We start from the raw sequence: 16,990 nt of genomic DNA, 5'->3' as shown, positions 1-16,990 counted from the left end.
TCCGGCCAGCGATGAAGGTTGGACAGCTGCAAATTCGAAGTCTGCGAAAACGAAACATCCAGATACGAAAAGCCCGGCATTTAGCCGGGCTCTTCGCTTTGATCGATCAGGATCAGTGACGCTTGTGACCCTTGGCCAGATTGCTGCCTACGCCGCCGCCCAATGCGCCACCCAGGCCTGCGCCAATGGTCGAACCGGTCTTGCCGCCCAGGCTGTTGCCGATTACCGAACCACCGGCCGCACCGACACCGCCACCAATGGCCGCTTTGGTGCGGCTGCCTTTACGTGCTGCCACCGCACTGCCGGCAGCGCCCGCAACACCCGCGCCGATTGCCGCGCCGGTGCTGCCGCCCATGCTCTGGCCGACCACGTTACCCAACGCACCGCCCAGACCACCACCGAGCGCAGCAGTGCCATCACCGGCAGCCATCGCACCTTGAGTCATCAGAAGTCCCAGAACCAGAGCAGGCAATGTTAAACGCATGAAGAAAAACCTCAAAAATTAGGAGAAACCGAAAACCCGGGGATTGAATGCTTTCGAGAAGGAAACGTCCACACAAAAACCGCCCCTCCTCGCCATTGGCGACGGTTGGACAGCTTTTATTGAAAAGGTTTTATGACAGGCAAAAAAAAGCCCGCTGGGGAACGGGCTAGGGTACTGCTTTCTAACGGATGAGCTGAGACTACGTAAGCGGGTGTGAAAACTTTGTGAAATAAACCCAACAGGAAAGTCATCGAGAAGCTGTAATCCATTCGGCGTTTTTCAAGGTAGTTGTCGCGTCAACCGTCTAACTATGCCGCTATTTTCTCGATCTGTTGCTCTCGATCCGGGTTCAGCAGCACGGTGCCGATCGGCTCCCAGTTACGCGTCTGGCCTGACCATCGTTCCGGTTTTTTCTCCTTGGCTCGTTCGTACAGCTCATGTCGCCGGGCCAAGACCTGATGATCCAGCCCCCGATGCCGCTCAGCCGGTGTGACGAACCGGATACGACTATGCCGGTGCTCGTTGTTGTACCAGCGCATAAAGTCCCTCACCCAAGCGCGTGAAGCGTCCAAACTGACAAAGCCATCCTGCGGCCATTGCGGGCAGTATTTCAGCGTTCTAAACAGCGACTCCGAGTAGGGATTGTCGTTGCTCACACGCGGCCGGCCCCGCGAGGGCGTGATGCCCAGTTCGTACATCTTGCTCAGCAGCGTCACCGACTTCATCGGCGCGCCGTTGTCCGAGTGCAGCACCAGCGGTTCGTGCAAACACTGCTCTGCGATCACGCTGCGTTGCAGCAGTGCGGCGGCTTTCTCCCCGCTTTCTGCGTCGTAGACCTCCCAGCCCACGGCCTTGCGGCTGTAAATATCCTCGATCAGATAGAGGTAGTAATACTTGCCGCGTATCGGCGAGGGCAGATACGTGATGTCCCATGACCACACCTGATTGGGCGCTTTGGCCGCATGCGTCGTCGGTGCTGCGTGCCTTCTGGGTCGCTGGCTGCGGCCTCGATGTTGCTGTTGGCCTGCCGCACGTAGAACGCGATAAAACGTCGACTCCGACGCCAGATAACACGCTTGATCGGCCAGTCGTGGCACGATCTGGCTCGGCGGCAAGTGGACGTACTCCGGGCTGTTACACAGCGTCACGATGGTCTGACGCTCGACTTCGCTCAGTGCATTTCGCGGTGTTGGCCGTGTGACAGTCGTTCGGGCATCTGCCGGGATAACGTCTGTTTCAGTCCACCGCTGCAAGGTTCGCAGCGATAGACCGACTTCCCGGCAGGCCCTGATTTTTCTGGCGCCTGCCGCGACCGCGCTACCCAGCCAGGCAACGAGCAACTGGCGCTCTGGCAAAGACGTTAGTTGTCCTCGTTGTCGTTCGTCCCCCAGTAGTCGTTGAGCTTTTTTCGCAGCACCAACAACGCGGCTGTTTCAGCGAGCGCCTTGTCTTTGCGGCGCAGTTCGCGCTCAAGTTCCTGGATGCGTTTCTTGTCTTTGCGAGCTTGCTCGCGATCTTCTTTTTGCTGGGCTTTATCTGCCTTCTGACCGTTGATGCAGGCCTGCCGCCAGGCCGTAATTTGCTCAGGGTAAAGGCCTTTGCGGCGGCAGTATTCACCCAGGTCGATCTCGGATAAACCGGCGGCTTCGAGCACGACAGCAAACTTGGTTTCGGCTGACCAGTTTTCGGCCAACGACTTGTTTTCGGACACTGCACTTCCTTCAGAACTGAGCTGCTTGCGCCAGTTGGACAAAGACATTTCGCTGACCCCTTCGCGCCGGGAAACCTCGGCCATCGACAGGTTCTGCGGGGGAAGCAGCATCTTGAGTAATGCGGCTCTGCGTTCAGGTGAATAGTACGGCACGACCAGTCTCTTTCCGCCCCCGATATGCTTTTTAAGGAAAAATCGGAGAGGCGACAACTATCCTGACACCGGGGGCATTTCCGCAGTGTCGAACCTCGGAAAATAAAAAACCCCACTACTGGCGCGGGGTTTGTCCGGTTGACCATTTACTTCCTAGGTGTCGTCAATTTGGGCAAAAACTTCGACCTGACCACTTTGGTCGCGGTGGATTTCACTTTGCTGGTCTTGAGTGTATCTTCGCCGAAGCCCGCCACATATTCCGTCTGGCCGCACTGCACGCAATTGTTGATTGGAAATTCTGCCCCGTCGTCTTCGATATACGGATCAGCCATAGCCCTTCCCCTCTCAAAGCGGGATCGATACCGGCAAGCCCTATTGCCTGAAAAATATCGACCACCAAGGCTTTTGAGACTAGCCGGTCATTACCGGACTTGTAATTCAGTTTTCCGCATGCCCGACGAATGGATCCGCCGTTTCCTACAAAACCAGTTAGCGATTAAACAGATTCATTCCGTCACTCACCTCAGCTTGACCGCCGTCCCGGTCACAAACACCACGACCATCCCGCCCTTGCCGGCCGGCATGCTGATCTCAAAATCGAGCCCCACCACCGCATCCGCCTGAAGCGCCCGCGCCCGCTCCTTGATCTCGTCGGTCGCCTGAATCCGCGCCTCCTTCAACGCACGCTCCAACGTCTGGGAACGCCCACCGAAAAAATCCCGCATGCCGGCGAACAGGTCGCGGATAACGTTGACGCCCTGCACCGACTCGGCGCTGACGATGTCCAGGTAAGCGGTAATTTGACGGCCTTCGATGGTGTGGGTGGTGGTCGTGATCATGGGGATTCCTTCTTAATCAATATTTGCTCAAGACTACATGGAGAGAAGCTCAGGCAACGCATCCAACGCCAGCAATGTCACAGACATTCCCACGCCGCTATCATTCGTCCTACATCATTTTCAGAAACGCCTCCGCTGATTCACTTGGGACAATTGCAGACCCAAGATAGAAACTCAGACGACAGAAATCCTTGGTTTCTGTTGCCTTAAAAAGATCCGCTTCGTCTTTTGAATAATCATCTGCTGACCGCAACATTTGTTCCGCTGATCGGGCTGGTTGGCGGAAATTTGCGTCATGCACCTATTTAGGTACACTCCACCTATGACTGATGCAGCGCCAGTGCTGAATGTCCGCTTCTTTCGTACAAATGCTGGAAATGAACCTGTGCGCGAATGGCTAGCCGATCTCCCCCGGGCGAATGATCGGGATAGAGATCAAAACCGTTCAGCTTGGGTGGCCCATCGGAATGCCGGTCGTTCGGAAGCTTGAAATCGGCCTTTGGGAAGTCCGGGTCGACCTTGGCGACACCATCGCACGCATTATTTTTACGGTATCTGCAGCCGACATGGTGTTGCTGCATGGATTCATCAAGAAAAGTCAGAAAACACCTGCACCAGACCTGACGACTGCCAAACAACGCAAAGCAAAACTATGAGGCACGAAAGATGAACAAGCATATAGGGTCGGACTTTGATGACTTTCTCGCCGAACAAGGCCTTACCGACGAGGTTTCCGCCGCAGCGCTCAAACGTGTCATTTCGTGGCAGATTGCTGAAGCGATGAAATTGCAGCGCGTCAGTAAGAAAACGCTGGCTGAACGGATGCATACAAGCCGCACCGCCGTGGATCGGGCACTGGACCAAAACGACTCTGGAATGACGCTAGCCACGTTGGCAAGTGCTGCCCGTGCATTGGGCCGGCGTGTAGAGGTACGTCTGATCCCTGAGGGCGAAGAGACTCACGCATGAGTCCGATCGTTGGATTGGCAACCCACAGCCTGCCCCCCATGCCAGCCTTCGCTCGCGCTTAGCGAAAGGTGGCAACACCGTTTTAAAGCCTGGCATCATCAAAAACTACAAAACCCCTGATTTCTCTCGAAATCAAGGGTTCTGGTTACATCGAATTTGGCGGTGAAGGAGAAATTCGGACTCTCTCCATTAAACGGCGCTAAGCCGGTTGAACTGGCGGTGCAGTACGTCAATCACCACCATACGCTGCTGGACCAGTTCTGCGGCTTGTCCTTGCCAAGCAGCTTTATTTGCAGCCAATTCGGCTTGAAAATACTTAAGCCACTCGTCAGCTTTCTGCATGATGATTGAGTGACCGCTTACTTTCCCTGCAAGCTTATCCTGGATCAAATGACTCATTGTGAAGCGCTTACCTTCAGGAGTTTTTAGGGTTGCGATACAATCTTGAATGAAGGACTCAAGATTGATCTCCTTATTCGAGACAGTTTCCAAAATTCGTTCTACTGCATCAATAGTGATAAATAAGATATTACTAAAAGGAACTGGTATGCCCCCATACTTCGCTTCCACCCTAGCTACTAAATCAGGATCAATGTAATTAACCACATCATCCGCCGATGCAAACCAAAAGTCTTCATGAGTAACCACAACACACGCAAATTCAGCTTGTGTGTATTCTTTGGTCAGATGCAACCTATGAATACTTTCTTGACATTGCTCGATACCTTTAATGAAACTATTATTTAAATGAGCACGAAGAATTTCAGGATCAAAAACAGATGAAACTATATCCCCAGGCTCAATCGCTTTAGACTCAAAAATAATATTCAACTTACCGGGGACCAGATAATCAGCCATTTTCCCTCCTACCACGCTACTTTTTCGACAACACTGATTAAGTTCATCTTCCGAAAAATATGCAACCGAAGAGGTAGCAAAAAGAGATCCAACATACTTCTCCATGGTAGGGCCAAAATAATCCTTAAACCCCCAGTTTTGAATTTTTTTCAATAAATCAGGAACCAACATACCAGCTGCATTGGAAAACAGCTTAGCATTGTAAATAAATAGATTATCCCCATCCAACAATATTGGCTTCTTTCTAAGCGGAGTAGTTTGAAAGTACTCGCTTTGCTGATGCCTCTCGCCTTTAACACTGTGTGCATTAAAGTAAGCGGGAAGGTCCTGACTCCGCACTGCAACCAATAAAAAATAGCTGATGATCTTCTTCAAAGAAATAGTTGGAGTGAGATTAAATATAACCTCATATAAATTAATTCCGACGACCCCTCGAGCATTATTAGCAACAATAATATCCAAGTACAAGCTGATCATATAAAACTCTTTTAGCGATAGCCCATAGATTTCTTCAAACTTCCCAGAATATGGAGCTCCCTCATCGGAATACCAGATCATTTGACGCGTCATAGCCTTAACATTTGAAACGTCATCCCCTTGATACCAAGCCTGCTGGAGAATCATTGGGCGCAACATCAAATGCACCTCACCGAGCTCAAGTGGACACGCTAAATGCTGCATACGGAATAATTTATTGGCGAGGGTGCTGAATTCCACCTTAACCATATCGCGCCCTCCTTCCTTACTTTCTTGCATAGCAAGTTTGAGCAAGAAAAGGCAAATCCAAGGCATTCCGCTAGCTGGGCGCTCAAGAGTTTGTGACCAGTGAAGATGATCCAGAACATGTTGAAGAAATGAGTCAGGTCGGTACACACTCAACTCGCGTCTGATTTTTGTTATTTCTGCATCATATTTTTCAGCCGTCATGTTCTTCATCCTTAAGAGCAGAGACAATTTCAATACGAAGGTGAGATGGGTAAATCTGAAGTGATCCTACCTAATTTTGTCGCTGAAACGCTCGTCAGATCTGCCGCATAGGCGACATATCTTTCTACCAACCATCAGATAGCCGATTCCTGTAGAGATAGGTGCTACCCGGTCAAAATCCATCCGTATTCCAAATTGTTCCCATATCGCCCTTTTTCAGACGCCAAAAACCACAAACCCCCGACTTTCTCTAGGAAAATCAGGGGTTTGTGTTTACTGAATGTGGCGGTGAAGGAGAGATTCGAACTCTCGATACAATTTCTTGTATACACACTTTCCAGGCGTGCTCCTTAAGCCACTCGGACACTTCACCGTATCTCGTCAAACATGTTCTGTCTGTCGAGGCGCGCTAATGTAGTCGAAAGCTTTTCTGATGGCAAACTTTTTTTGCAGAATTTTCATGCGCTTAGCGTTTTAGTCGTTCCTGTCGGTTCCGGGCGATGGCAAACCTGCCAATCTCTGGCTTCGCGCCCTCTTCTATAAGGAGAGGAATGCACGGCGGGAGTGGCGAGCTACGCTTGCCCGGCGGGGAAAGGGTGACTGGCGGGTCAGTCACGGCGCTTTACCTGGCCTGCGGCGGTGGGTAACGTCTGCCCCAACTTTCATACAAGGAATAGCGTCATGAGTGAGTTGATTTCCTACCATCTCGAAGACGGTATCGCGACCCTGACCCTGAGCAACGGCAAGGTCAATGCCATTTCCCCGGACGTGATTGCTGCGTTTAATGCTGCGCTGGATCAGGCGGTGACTGATCGTGCGGTGGTGATCATTACCGGTACGCCCGGGATTCTGTCCGGCGGTTATGACTTGAAGGTGATGACGTCCGGCCCGAAAGAAGCGGTCGCGCTGGTGACGGCCGGCTCGACGCTGGCTCGTCGTCTGTTGTCGCATCCGTTCCCGGTGATTGTGGCGTGCCCTGGGCATGCGGTGGCCAAGGGCGCTTTCCTGCTGTTGTCGGCGGACTACCGCATTGGTGTCGACGGCCCGTTCAGCATTGGTTTGAACGAAGTGCAGATCGGCATGACCATGCACCACGCCGGTATCGAGATCGCGCGTGATCGTCTGCGCAAATCGGCGTTCCACCGCTCCGTCATCAACGGTGAGATGTTTAATCCACAGAGCGCTGTGGATGCCGGTTTCCTCGACGTTGTGGTGTCGGCCGAAGAGCTGCAAGGTGCTGCGCTGGCGGCGGCGCGTCAGTTGAAGAAGATCAACATGACCGCGCACAAGAACACCAAGTTGAAAGTGCGCAAGGCGCTCCTCGATACGCTGGACAACGCGATCATCCTGGATCAGGAACACATGGGTTAAGCCCGGACAGGCTTCACAGAAAAGCCCGACCGTCGTGTCGGGCTTTTTCATACGCACGCTGTTGAAAATCCCACAACCGCTCTAGCACGCCTCTGACCCACAAGTCGGAAACATGCGCACAAACATCGCCTATCTCCTCCCTCTATAGCGGCAATTGCCGAAAACAGTGCACATCCGTACACTGCGCCACCTTTTGTCCCGGTGGGGCCTGTAAATGCTGTTTGTGTTTCGTATGTTATTGATGGGCCTGCACTTTATTCTGGCCGGTGTGCTTGGCGTGATTCTGGGCCTGTGCCGCCCGTTCAACCCGGACAACAGCCGGTTGTGTGCGCGTCTGTATGCGTGGCCGGCGATGTGTATTTTGCGTTTGCGGGTGAAGGCCGATGTCGGGCCATTGATGGATAAACCCGAAAGCTGCGTGATCATCGCCAACCACCAGTCCAACTACGATCTGTTTGTGTTCGGCAACGTGGTGCCCCGCCGTACCGTGTGCATCGGCAAAAAAAGCCTGAAGTGGGTGCCGCTGTTCGGGCAGTTGTTCTGGTTGGCCGGCAATGTGTTGATCGATCGCGGCAATGCGCACAAGGCGCGCCAGTCGATGCTGACCACCACGCACACCTTGCAGCATGAAGACACGTCGATCTGGGTTTTCCCGGAAGGCACGCGCAACCTCGGTGAAGAGTTGCTGCCGTTCAAGAAAGGCGCGTTCCAGATGGCGATCGCCGCAGGCGTGCCGATCGTGCCGGTGTGTGTCAGCAGTTACGTCAAACACATGCGATTGAACCGCTGGCGCAGTGGGAAAATTCTGATCCGCTCGCTGCCGGCGATTCCTACGGCGGGATTGAGCCTGGACGACATGCCCCTGCTGATTGCCCAGTGCCGCGAGCAAATGCGCGAATGCATCGAGTCGATGGACCGGCAACTCCAAGCCGCTTAACAATAAAACCCGCCTAGTGCGGGTTTTTTTCGCCAGCGAGCTTCTGCCGGCGAACTCGGCAGATTTCATTGACTCTCAAGCAACAGACAAGGCTAAGCTGAGCACGACTTGCCACTGGGTCTTTGTTAATCAAAAGCGCTAATAAGAAGTGAACCAAAATCATGGGTAGAGTTGTTGCTGCTGCGGTTTATAGCGCCGGAAAAAAAGTCTCCAATATCACCCTCGACGAAGGCGCTGCCTGGGCTGCAAAGCCTGACCACTTTGTCTGGATCGGCCTTGAAGAGCCGAACGCCCTGGAGCTGAGCAACCTGCAACGCCAGTTCAACCTGCACGAACTGGCCATCGAGGACGCCCTGGAAAAACACAGCCGACCGAAGCTCGAGACCTTCGGCGACGCCTTATTTATCGTCACGTATTCTCCGGTCCGGCACGAAGGCAAACTGGAGTTCATCGAGACTCATATCTTTGCCGGCAACGGGTACATCATTACCGCGCGCAACGGTCATTCGGCGTCCTACGCGCTTGTCCGCCAGCGTTGTGAGGCGCGTCCGCTGTTGTTGGAGCATGGGGAAGATTTCGTACTCTATGCCATCCTCGATTTCGTGATTGAAAACTACCAGCCGGTGGGCGAAGCGATCCATGCCGAGATCGATGAGCTGGAGCGCAACGTGTTGTGCAGCGCGTTGAATGAACATGACATCCAGAAGCTGCATGGCCTGCGCCGAGACGTTTTGCGCCTGCGTCGTTATGCGGCGCCGATGGTAGAGATCGGTGAGGAACTGCAGAAGCTGAGCTTTCCGTTTATCGACAAGAACATGCGCCCGTACTTTCGCGATGTGCAGATTCACGTAACACGGCAGATGGAGGACCTGACGACCTTGGCCGATATTGCCAGCCAGACCATCGAGGTCGGGGTGCTGTTGGAGGCGTCACGGCAGAGCGTGGTGCAGCGCAAGTTTGCGGCGTGGGCGGCAATTCTGGCGTTCCCGACGGCGGTGGCGGGGATTTACGGGATGAATTTCCAGAACATGCCGGAGTTGACCTGGCATTACGGGTATTTTGCGGTGTTGGGGTTTATTGCGGTGGGGTGTGTGAGTTTGTGGGCGAGTTTCAAGAGGTCGGGGTGGTTGTAGCCATTACTGCGGCGCCTGTGATATTCGCGGGCAAGCCTCGCTCCTACGGGGATCTGTGTCGCTCACAAAACCCGTAGGAGCGAGGCTTGCCCGCGAGCTTTTAAAGTTTCAAACAGCCTCTGGCTTGTGCGCCACAAACCGCATCATCCACTCCGCAACCGTAGCGCCGTGATGCTCCTGTTCAAGGCTTGCCACGCCTTTGGTATAGACCTGCTCGCCCAGCGCCTCCTGCCGAATCTCCAGCAGCGCCCGCGAATAGTCGTGAATGAATTCCGGGTGCCCCTGGAAGCACAGCACCTGATCGTTGATGTGGTACGCGGCGAACGGGCAGAAATCGCTCGAGGCAATGACCGTGGCGTTTTCCGGTAACGACGTCACCTGATCCTGGTGGCTGATCAACAAGGTCAGTTCTTCACGCACCGGACTCATCCATGGCGCCTTGGCAGCGAGTTTGTATTGGTGAGTACCGACGCCCCAACCTTGGGTCGCACGTTCGCTTTTGCCACCCAGCAGCAGCGCCAACAACTGATGGCCGAAGCACACGCCCAGCAACTTGTCGCCACGCTCATAGCGCTTCAGCAAGTAGGCCCGCAGGGTTTCAATCCACGGATCGGTGCCGAAGGAATCGGCCTTGCTGCCGGTGACGAGGTAGGCGTCGAAGGTCAGATCGTCACTCGGGTACTCGCCCTGCATCACGTTGTACACGGTGAACTCGGCAGCGATGGGTTGCTGCGAAAACAGATTCTGGAACATCTGCCCGTAACCCTGATATTGATCGACCAGTTCCGGACGCAGGATGTCGGTTTCCAGAATGCAGATGCGTAACGACATAAAAAATACCTGACACGTGATGGGAATAATGCACACCCCAGAGCCTGCCTCGAAACACCGTAACAAGGCAAGCCCCGGAAGGCGTCATACGTCCCTTAGAAGGCCTCCCCTTTGGCCGCTTTTTCCAGCAGCAACGCCGGCGGCGCAAAACGCTCGCCATACTGCTGGGCCAGGTACTGGGCGCGGGCGACGAAGTCTCTCACTCCGTATTGGTTGATGAACTGCAGCGCGCCACCGGTCCAGGCCGCGAAGCCGATACCGAAGATCGAGCCGACGTTGGCGTCCGCCGTCGAGGTCAGCACGCCCTCCTCCACACAACGCACGGTTTCGATGGCTTGCACGAACAGCAGGCGATCGCGCACATCCTTTGACGAAATCTGCCCGTCAGCTTTCTCGAAACGGGTTTTGAGCTCGGGCCACAGATGTTTCTGGCCACCGGCGGGGTACTCGTAGAAACCGCCTCCTGCGGCTTTACCGGGCCGCTTGTATTCATTGAGCAGCAAATCAATCACGGCGAACGCCGGGTGCTCAATCAGCGGTTTGCCTTCTGCTTGCAGGTCTTTGGCGGTTTGCTGGCGGATATGGCTCATCAGGCTGAGGGAAACTTCGTCGGAGATCGCCAGAGGCCCGATCGGCATGCCGGCCTTGCGCGCTTCTGTCTCGATCATCGGTGCGCTCACGCCTTCGCCGAGCATGGCGATGCCTTCGTTGGTGAAGGTGCCGAACACCCGCGAAGTGAAGAAGCCGCGACTGTCGTTGACCACAATCGGGGTTTTCTTGATTTGCAGGACGAAATCGAATCCGCGCGCCAGGGTGTCGTCGCTGGTGTTGGCGCCTTTGATAATTTCCACCAGCGGCATTTTCTCCACCGGGCTGAAGAAATGCAGACCGATGAACTTCGTTTGATCCGGTACGGCGGTGGCAAGTCCGCTGATCGGCAAGGTCGAGGTGTTGGAGGCGATCACTGCGGCCGGGCCGACGACTTTCTGTGCCGCGGAGGAGACGTTGGCTTTCAGCTCGCGATCTTCGAACACCGCTTCAATGATCAGATCGCAGCCGGCCAGGTCTGCATCGCTTTCTGTGGTATGGATCCGCGCCAGAATCGCCTCGCGCTGCTCCGCAATCATCTGGCCGCGGGCGACTTTCTTGTCCAGCAGCGCCGCCGAATGGGCCTTGCCCTTCTCCGCTGCTGCGAGGTTGATGTCCTTAAGCACCACTTCAATGCCGGCCGAGGCGCTGACAAAGGCGATTCCCGCGCCCATCATCCCGGCCCCGAGCACGCCGACTTTTTGCGTGACGCAAGGTGCAACCCCCTTGGGCCGCGAGCCGCCGGCGTTGATCTCGTTGAGCTGGAACCAGAAGGTGCCGATCAGGTTTTTCGAGATTTGCCCGGTGGTCAGTTCCGTGAAATAGCGGGTTTCGATCAGGTGGGCGGTGTCAAAATCCACCTGGGCACCTTCAACCACCGCGCAAAGAATTTTCTCCGGCGCCGGCATGCAGCCCTGTGTTTTGCTGCGCAGGATCGACGGCGCAATGGCAAGCATTTGTGCGACTTTCGGGTTCGACGGCGTGCCGCCCGGAATCTGATAACCCTTCACGTCCCACCGCTGTACGGCGGTCGGATTGGCGACAATCCAGGCACGCGCCTTGTTCAGCAGTTCATCGCGATCCGCGGCCAGTTCATCGATCAAACCCGCTAGCAAGGCCTGTTGCGGCCGGACTTTCTTGCCTTCGAGCAAGTACGGCAAGGCTTTCTCGATGCCCAGCATGCGCACCATGCGCACCACCCCGCCGCCGCCCGGTAGCAAGCCAAGGGTGACTTCCGGCAGGCCGAGTTGCACTGACGGATTGTCCAGCGCGACGCGGTGATGGCAGGCGAGGCAGATTTCCCAACCTCCGCCCAGCGCCGCGCCATTGATCGCGGCCACCACCGGTTTGCCGAGGGTTTCCAGGGTGCGCAATTGGCCTTTGAGCGTCAGGACCATGTCGTAAAAGGCCTTGGCTTCGGGTTTGCCGACCTTGATCAGTTCATTGAGGTCGCCGCCGGCAAAGAAGGTTTTTTTGCCCGAGGTGATGATGACGCCGGCAATGCTGTCCTTTTCGGCCACCAGGCGGGCGACGCAAGCGGCCATCGCCTCACGATAGACCGCGTTCATGGTGTTGGCGCTCTGGCCCGGCATGTCGATGGTCAGGACCACGATCTGGTCCTGACCTTTTTCGTAACGAATGGCTTCAGTCATGTCACTTGTTCCTTAAGGTCGGGGGCTCAGAGGCGTTCGATGATGGTGGCAATGCCCATGCCGCCGCCGACACACAGCGTCGCGAGGCCATAGCGCAGGCGCCGGGTTTCCAGCTCATCGAGCAGCGTGCCGAGAATCGCGCAGCCGGTGGCGCCCAGCGGGTGCCCCATGGCGATGGAGCCGCCGTTGACGTTGACCTTGTCGGGGTCGATGGCCATATCCTTGATGAATTTCAGCACCACCGAGGCGAAGGCTTCATTGACCTCGAACAGATCGATGTCTTCAACCCGCAGCCCGGCCTTGGCCAGTGCTTTACGGGTGGCCGGCGCCGGGCCGGTGAGCATGATGGTCGGGTCGGTGCTGGTGACCGCTGTGGCGACAATCCGCGCCCGAGGCTGCAGACCCAGCGCACGGCCTTTGGCCTCGGAACCAATCAGCATCAGGGCGGCGCCATCGACGATGCCGGAACTATTGCCCGGGGTGTGGACGTGGTTGATCCGCTCGACATGGCTGTAAACGCGCAATGCGGTGGCGTCGAAGCCCATTTGCCCCATCATCTCGAAGCTCGGTTTGAGTTTGCCCAGGCCTTCGAGGGTGGATTCGGCGCGGATGAACTCATCGTGATCGAGCAGGATGATGCCGTTCTGGTCCTGCACCGGCACCAGCGATTTGTTGAACGAGCCGTTGGCCCGCGCCCGCGCTGCCTTTTGTTGGGAATGTAGCGCGTAGGCATCTACATCCTGGCGGCTGAAGCCTTCAATCGTGGCGATAAGGTCGGCGCCGACACCTTGCGGGGTGAAATGGCTGTGCAGATTGGTTTCCGGGTCCAGCGCCCAAGCGCCGCCGTCGCTGCCCATGGGCACGCGGGACATCGACTCGACACCGCCGACTACCACCAAGTCTTCGAAACCGGAACGGACCTTCATCGCGCCGAGGTTTACGGCTTCCAGCCCCGAAGCGCAGAAGCGATTGATCTGCACCCCAGACACGCTGACGTCCCAGTCGGCGACTTGTGCCGCGGTCTTGGCAATATCGGAGCCCTGATCGCCAATTGGCGTGACACAGCCGAGCACCACGTCATCGACCTGACTGGTGTCCAGTGAAGTGCGCTGCTGCAACGCCGTGAGCAGCCCGGCCACCAGACTCACCGGTTTGACACTGTGCAAGGCGCCATCGGCCTTACCTTTGCCACGGGGCGTGCGTAACGCGTCGAAAATCAAAGCTTGGGTCATGACGTCCTCGAACCTGGGCGGGTGAGTAAATACTGAGCTTCCACCTTAGGCCGAGCCGCCGTGGATTCAATGACCGCAGTGCTCACTGTTGTTGACGGACACGCTCAGACGGACGGTCGCTCACGTGAGGATTAACCGATTGACGTCCCCAAGCTGTCTAGCAAACGGGCGCCCAAGAAGCTGGCAATAGGCCTCATACCTTTTTAAGAGCATTAAGCAAGCAAACCATACGAAATGGATCTAAACCAAGCGTGACGCGGGCTCTAAGGTGAACATGTACGAAGTTGTCGTCGGGTTTTGCCGAGGCACTTGTCTTACAGGACGTTCAGCGCTCTGCCGTCATGGAGTTATGCAGGCAGGCATCAGGAAATAACAAAAAAGGCGGTCAAGCCATGTTCAAACATTCGAAAGTACGTCAAGCCGGGCTCATTCTTTTCGCCACTACGCTGTTGTTGATTTTGCCGAACCTGACCAAGGTGATCGGCTAGTCGGTATTCAAATAATACGGCGCCAGGTTTTTACATCGCCCTCTTAAAAATGTGACTGGCTCGCTACCCGGGCCAGCGTGGGTGTGCCAACCTTTGCGGCACTTCCACGACATGGACGGCGATCATTTGAAAAAGCTCATTCTGTTCGGGGCCTTGCTGCTCAGCACGCCCTTGTATGCCGCACAGCTGAACCTCGAGCTGGGCGCGAGCAGTCGCACCTGGCAGACAGAGGAGTTGCTCAAGCATCCTCAGGTCCAGACCATCACCATCAGCGACGACGTTTCCTACAAGCGGGAGATGAGTTATCGCGCTGTTCCCTTGGCAGCCCTGTTGACGGGCATCAAGCCTGACGACCATCTGCAAGCCGTCGCGCTGGACGGGTTTGCCGCAGAGCTGTCCGCAGCGCCATTGCTGAACGCCCAGGGCGCACGCGCGTGGCTGGCGATTGAAGACCCGGCCAAACCGTGGCCGGCGCTATCTGAAGGGAAACCAGGTGCCGGGCCGTTTTATCTGGTGTGGGTCGATCCGCAAGCCGGCAATATCAGCCCGGAGCAATGGCCGTTTCAAGTGGCGAGTATCAAGCGCTTGGCGCCCGTGGCCGAGCGCTTCCCTGCCCTGCTGCCCGATCCTGCCTTGAAGGCCGACGACCCGGTGAATAAAGGCTTTGCGCTGTTTCAGAAAAATTGCCTGGCTTGTCATCGATTGAACGGTGCCGGGGATGCGCAGTTCGGGCCGGATCTGAATATTCCGTTTAACCCGACCGAGTACTTCGGGGCGGATTTTCTGAAGCGCTACATTCGAGACCCGCAGAGTTTGCGCCAGTGGCCTCAGGCGAAGATGCCGGGGTTTGCGGCGACGGTGTTGCCGGATAGCGATCTGGAGATGCTGGTGGGGTATTTGAAGCATATGGCTGGGCGCAAGGTTAAGCCCTGATCCATTCCCTGCAGGAGCGAGGCTTGCCCGCGAAGGCGTAGTGTCAGTCGACATCAATGTGAATGACACTACGCCTTCGCGGGCAAGCCTCGCTCCTACAAGGGGGTTGTGGTGTTGCGGTTATTGCTGCTGGACTGAGAAAACCGGAGCGGGCATCGGCATCGGCGAAACAAACACCTTCGCGTGCATCTGCTCGCACCCTCCGCCCCGGCGCATCCCGCGAACCGGACAGGCATCCAGGTAATCCAGGCCCACCGCCAGTTTCAAATGCCGCTCAGGCCGGGCCAGTTCATTGGTCACATCGAAGCTGTACCAAGCGTCATCGAGCCAGGCTTCGGCCCAGGCGTGACTGGCCAGGTGTTCGCTGTTCTCGCTGTACAAATACCCCGACACATAACGCGATGGAATGCCCAGGCTGCGGGCACAAGCCAGAAACGCGTGGGTGTGGTCCTGACAGACGCCCGAACGCCCGGCGAAGGACTGGGCGGCGCTGGTGTCCACTTCGGTGGAGCCCGGCGTGTAGGTCATGTGCGAATTCAGGCCATGCATCAAGTCGATCAACGCCGTGCGATCCCTGCGTTTTTTGCATTCCTTTTCCGCGAACGCACGCAGGGCTTCGTCGGCTTCGGTCAGGCGCGTGAAGCGCAGGAACGGAAGCGCCGACTGGCTTTCATGTTCGGCTTCGCGCAATTCGTCGATGTCGACCTGGCCACGGGCGCCAATGATGATCGCCTCGTGGGGCTCGTCCATGGTCAGCACATGCAGGATGTTGCCGAACGGATCGAGTTGCGCTCGCACCGGGCGCGGCAGGTCAAGTTGCCAACTGAGCACGTGCTGACGCTCGCTGTCGTGGGGTGTCAGTCGCAGGTACTGGATGCTCGCCCGCACCTGATCTTCGTAGTGATAGGTGGTTTCGTGGCTAATGGAAAGTCTCATGCAGCCTCCAGGTAGGAACTGTGAATGGCGTTACCCAACTGGCGCACCAGCGGGATGAATTCGGTCAGCCAGGCGTGCAGGCCTTCGTCGAGAATTTCGTTGATGCCGGTGTAGCGCAGGCGCGCGTCCATCTCCGCTGCCAGGCGTTGCGCGGGACGGCCATTGGCCCCCGGCAGTTGGGCAAGGATCTGGTCGATTTCCTCGGTGCAGGCGCGCAGGGAACGCGGTACATCGGCGCGCAGCAACAGCAACTCGGCCACATGCCGGGCGCCGGGGGCGTCGCGGTAAATTTCGGTGTAGGCCTCGAAAGAGGACAGCGCACGCAGCAACGCACTCCACTGGTAATACGCGTGAGCCGTGCCGTCGCTAACCGCTTCAGCTTGATCGCCGGCCATTTCGTAGCGGGCGTCCAGCAGGCGCAACGTGTTGTCGGCCCGTTCGATAAACGTTCCCAGGCGAATGAAGCGGAACGCATCGTTACGCATGATCGTGCCGTAGGACGCGCCACGGAACAGGTGGGAACGTTCCTTGATCCACTCGCAAAAACGGCTCATGCCGTAGCGACTCAGCCCCTGTTCGGCAATCCCGCGAATCTCCAGCCAGGTGGCGTTGATGTTTTCCCACATATCGGCGGTGATTCGGCCACGCACGGCATGGGCACTGGCCCGCGCCGAGCCCAGGCAGCTGTAGATGCTCGCCGGGTTGGCCGCGTCCAGCGCGAAGAAATGCAGCAGCCGCTCGGCGTGCAAATCACCGTGGCGTTCCAGGTAATCGTCCAGAGTGCCGGTGATCAGTAGCGGCATGGCCAGTTCGTGCAGACCGTCACCGCGACCATCCTGCGGCATCAGCGACAGCGAATAACTGATGTCGAGCATCCGTGCGAGGTTTTCCGCCCGCTCCAGGTAACGCGACATCCAATACAAATCCGAGGCAGTTCTACTTAACATG

The 16,990-nt window shown here is 56.4% G+C and carries 15 protein-coding genes, 1 tRNA gene and 1 pseudogene; 6 read left to right on the top strand and 11 right to left on the bottom strand.

Features of this window, described 5'->3' with window-relative positions:
- Positions 1–112 precede the first annotated feature (112 nt).
- The 4 genes from ACA068_RS09960 to ACA068_RS09945 form a co-directional block, all read right to left on the bottom strand.
- Positions 113–484 (bottom strand): bacteriocin, encoded by a 372-nt coding sequence (locus tag ACA068_RS09960; RefSeq protein ID WP_497309455.1) that lies wholly within the window; start codon positions 482–484, stop codon positions 113–115.
- Positions 485–792: 308 nt separating this feature from the next.
- Positions 793–2,348, bottom strand: a protein-coding gene (locus ACA068_RS09955) for an IS3 family transposase (RefSeq protein WP_497303394.1) whose coding sequence is annotated in 2 segments (ribosomal slippage) — positions 793–1,881 and positions 1,884–2,348 — 1,554 coding nt in all. Because the reading frame shifts where the segments join, the coding sequence is not laid out codon by codon here.
- A 146-nt stretch (positions 2,349–2,494) separates the two neighbouring features.
- Positions 2,495–2,680 (bottom strand): hypothetical protein, encoded by a 186-nt coding sequence (locus tag ACA068_RS09950; RefSeq protein ID WP_497309453.1) that lies wholly within the window; start codon positions 2,678–2,680, stop codon positions 2,495–2,497.
- Between the two features lie 186 nt (positions 2,681–2,866).
- A complete protein-coding gene (locus ACA068_RS09945; protein WP_497309452.1) occupies positions 2,867–3,187 on the bottom strand; it encodes a YbjQ family protein in 321 nt (106 codons plus the stop codon).
- Positions 3,188–3,509: 322 nt separating this feature from the next.
- On the opposite strand from ACA068_RS09945, the pseudogene ACA068_RS09940 reads away from it, so the two are divergent.
- A pseudogene (locus ACA068_RS09940) lies at positions 3,510–3,843 on the top strand (type II toxin-antitoxin system RelE/ParE family toxin).
- Between the two features lie 10 nt (positions 3,844–3,853).
- Entirely contained in the window at positions 3,854–4,156 is a 303-nt protein-coding gene (locus ACA068_RS09935) for a Fis family transcriptional regulator (RefSeq protein ID WP_497309450.1), read from the top strand.
- 189 nt (positions 4,157–4,345) lie between these two features.
- Here the strand turns inward: ACA068_RS09935 and gapS1 are convergent, their stop codons facing one another.
- Both gapS1 and ACA068_RS09925 read right to left on the bottom strand, forming a co-directional pair.
- Positions 4,346–5,941 carry a GapS1 family protein gene (gene gapS1, locus ACA068_RS09930; protein ID WP_497309448.1) on the bottom strand — a complete coding sequence of 532 codons (1,596 nt, stop codon included), beginning with the start codon at positions 5,939–5,941 and terminating at the stop codon, positions 4,346–4,348.
- A 283-nt stretch (positions 5,942–6,224) separates the two neighbouring features.
- Positions 6,225–6,314, bottom strand: a tRNA-Ser gene (locus tag ACA068_RS09925).
- A gap of 308 nt (positions 6,315–6,622) precedes the next feature.
- On the opposite strand from ACA068_RS09925, the gene ACA068_RS09920 reads away from it, so the two are divergent.
- The 3 genes from ACA068_RS09920 (at position 6,623) to ACA068_RS09910 (ending at position 9,382) form a co-directional block, all read left to right on the top strand.
- Positions 6,623–7,312 (top strand): crotonase/enoyl-CoA hydratase family protein, encoded by a 690-nt coding sequence (locus tag ACA068_RS09920; RefSeq protein ID WP_131062465.1) that lies wholly within the window; start codon positions 6,623–6,625, stop codon positions 7,310–7,312.
- Positions 7,313–7,526: 214 nt separating this feature from the next.
- Positions 7,527–8,249 (top strand): 1-acylglycerol-3-phosphate O-acyltransferase, encoded by a 723-nt coding sequence (locus ACA068_RS09915; protein ID WP_497309446.1) that lies wholly within the window; start codon positions 7,527–7,529, stop codon positions 8,247–8,249.
- 161 nt (positions 8,250–8,410) lie between these two features.
- Positions 8,411–9,382: a magnesium and cobalt transport protein CorA gene (locus ACA068_RS09910; protein WP_497309444.1), complete on the top strand. Its 972-nt coding sequence runs from the start codon at positions 8,411–8,413 to the stop codon at positions 9,380–9,382.
- A 108-nt stretch (positions 9,383–9,490) separates the two neighbouring features.
- Here the strand turns inward: ACA068_RS09910 and ACA068_RS09905 are convergent, their stop codons facing one another.
- The 3 genes from ACA068_RS09905 to ACA068_RS09895 all read right to left on the bottom strand — a co-directional run bounded on the left by ACA068_RS09905 (position 9,491) and on the right by ACA068_RS09895 (position 13,685).
- A complete protein-coding gene (locus ACA068_RS09905) occupies positions 9,491–10,213 on the bottom strand; it encodes an amidotransferase (RefSeq protein ID WP_497309442.1) in 723 nt (240 codons plus the stop codon).
- Between the two features lie 95 nt (positions 10,214–10,308).
- Positions 10,309–12,453 carry a 3-hydroxyacyl-CoA dehydrogenase NAD-binding domain-containing protein gene (locus ACA068_RS09900; RefSeq protein WP_497309441.1) on the bottom strand — a complete coding sequence of 715 codons (2,145 nt, stop codon included), beginning with the start codon at positions 12,451–12,453 and terminating at the stop codon, positions 10,309–10,311.
- Between the two features lie 26 nt (positions 12,454–12,479).
- Entirely contained in the window at positions 12,480–13,685 is a 1,206-nt protein-coding gene (locus ACA068_RS09895) for an acetyl-CoA C-acetyltransferase (RefSeq protein WP_497309439.1), read from the bottom strand.
- A 599-nt stretch (positions 13,686–14,284) separates the two neighbouring features.
- On the opposite strand from ACA068_RS09895, the gene ACA068_RS09890 reads away from it, so the two are divergent.
- Positions 14,285–15,106, top strand: a complete 822-nt coding sequence (locus tag ACA068_RS09890) for a c-type cytochrome (RefSeq protein WP_497310561.1) — start codon at positions 14,285–14,287, stop codon at positions 15,104–15,106.
- Between the two features lie 120 nt (positions 15,107–15,226).
- Here the strand turns inward: ACA068_RS09890 and ACA068_RS09885 are convergent, their stop codons facing one another.
- Complete coding sequence (locus ACA068_RS09885) at positions 15,227–16,042, bottom strand: transglutaminase family protein (RefSeq protein WP_497309438.1); 816 nt, start codon at positions 16,040–16,042, stop codon at positions 15,227–15,229.
- Positions 16,039–16,989 (bottom strand): alpha-E domain-containing protein, encoded by a 951-nt coding sequence (locus ACA068_RS09880; RefSeq protein WP_131062458.1) that lies wholly within the window; start codon positions 16,987–16,989, stop codon positions 16,039–16,041. The genes ACA068_RS09885 and ACA068_RS09880 overlap by 4 nt, the downstream gene beginning before the upstream one ends.
- Position 16,990 lies beyond the last annotated feature (1 nt).

It is taken from the genome of Pseudomonas sp. LBUM1660, assembly GCF_059695935.1.
The sequence above is the reverse complement of the archived record's forward strand: the minus strand, read 5'-3'. Positions and strand labels throughout refer to the sequence as shown.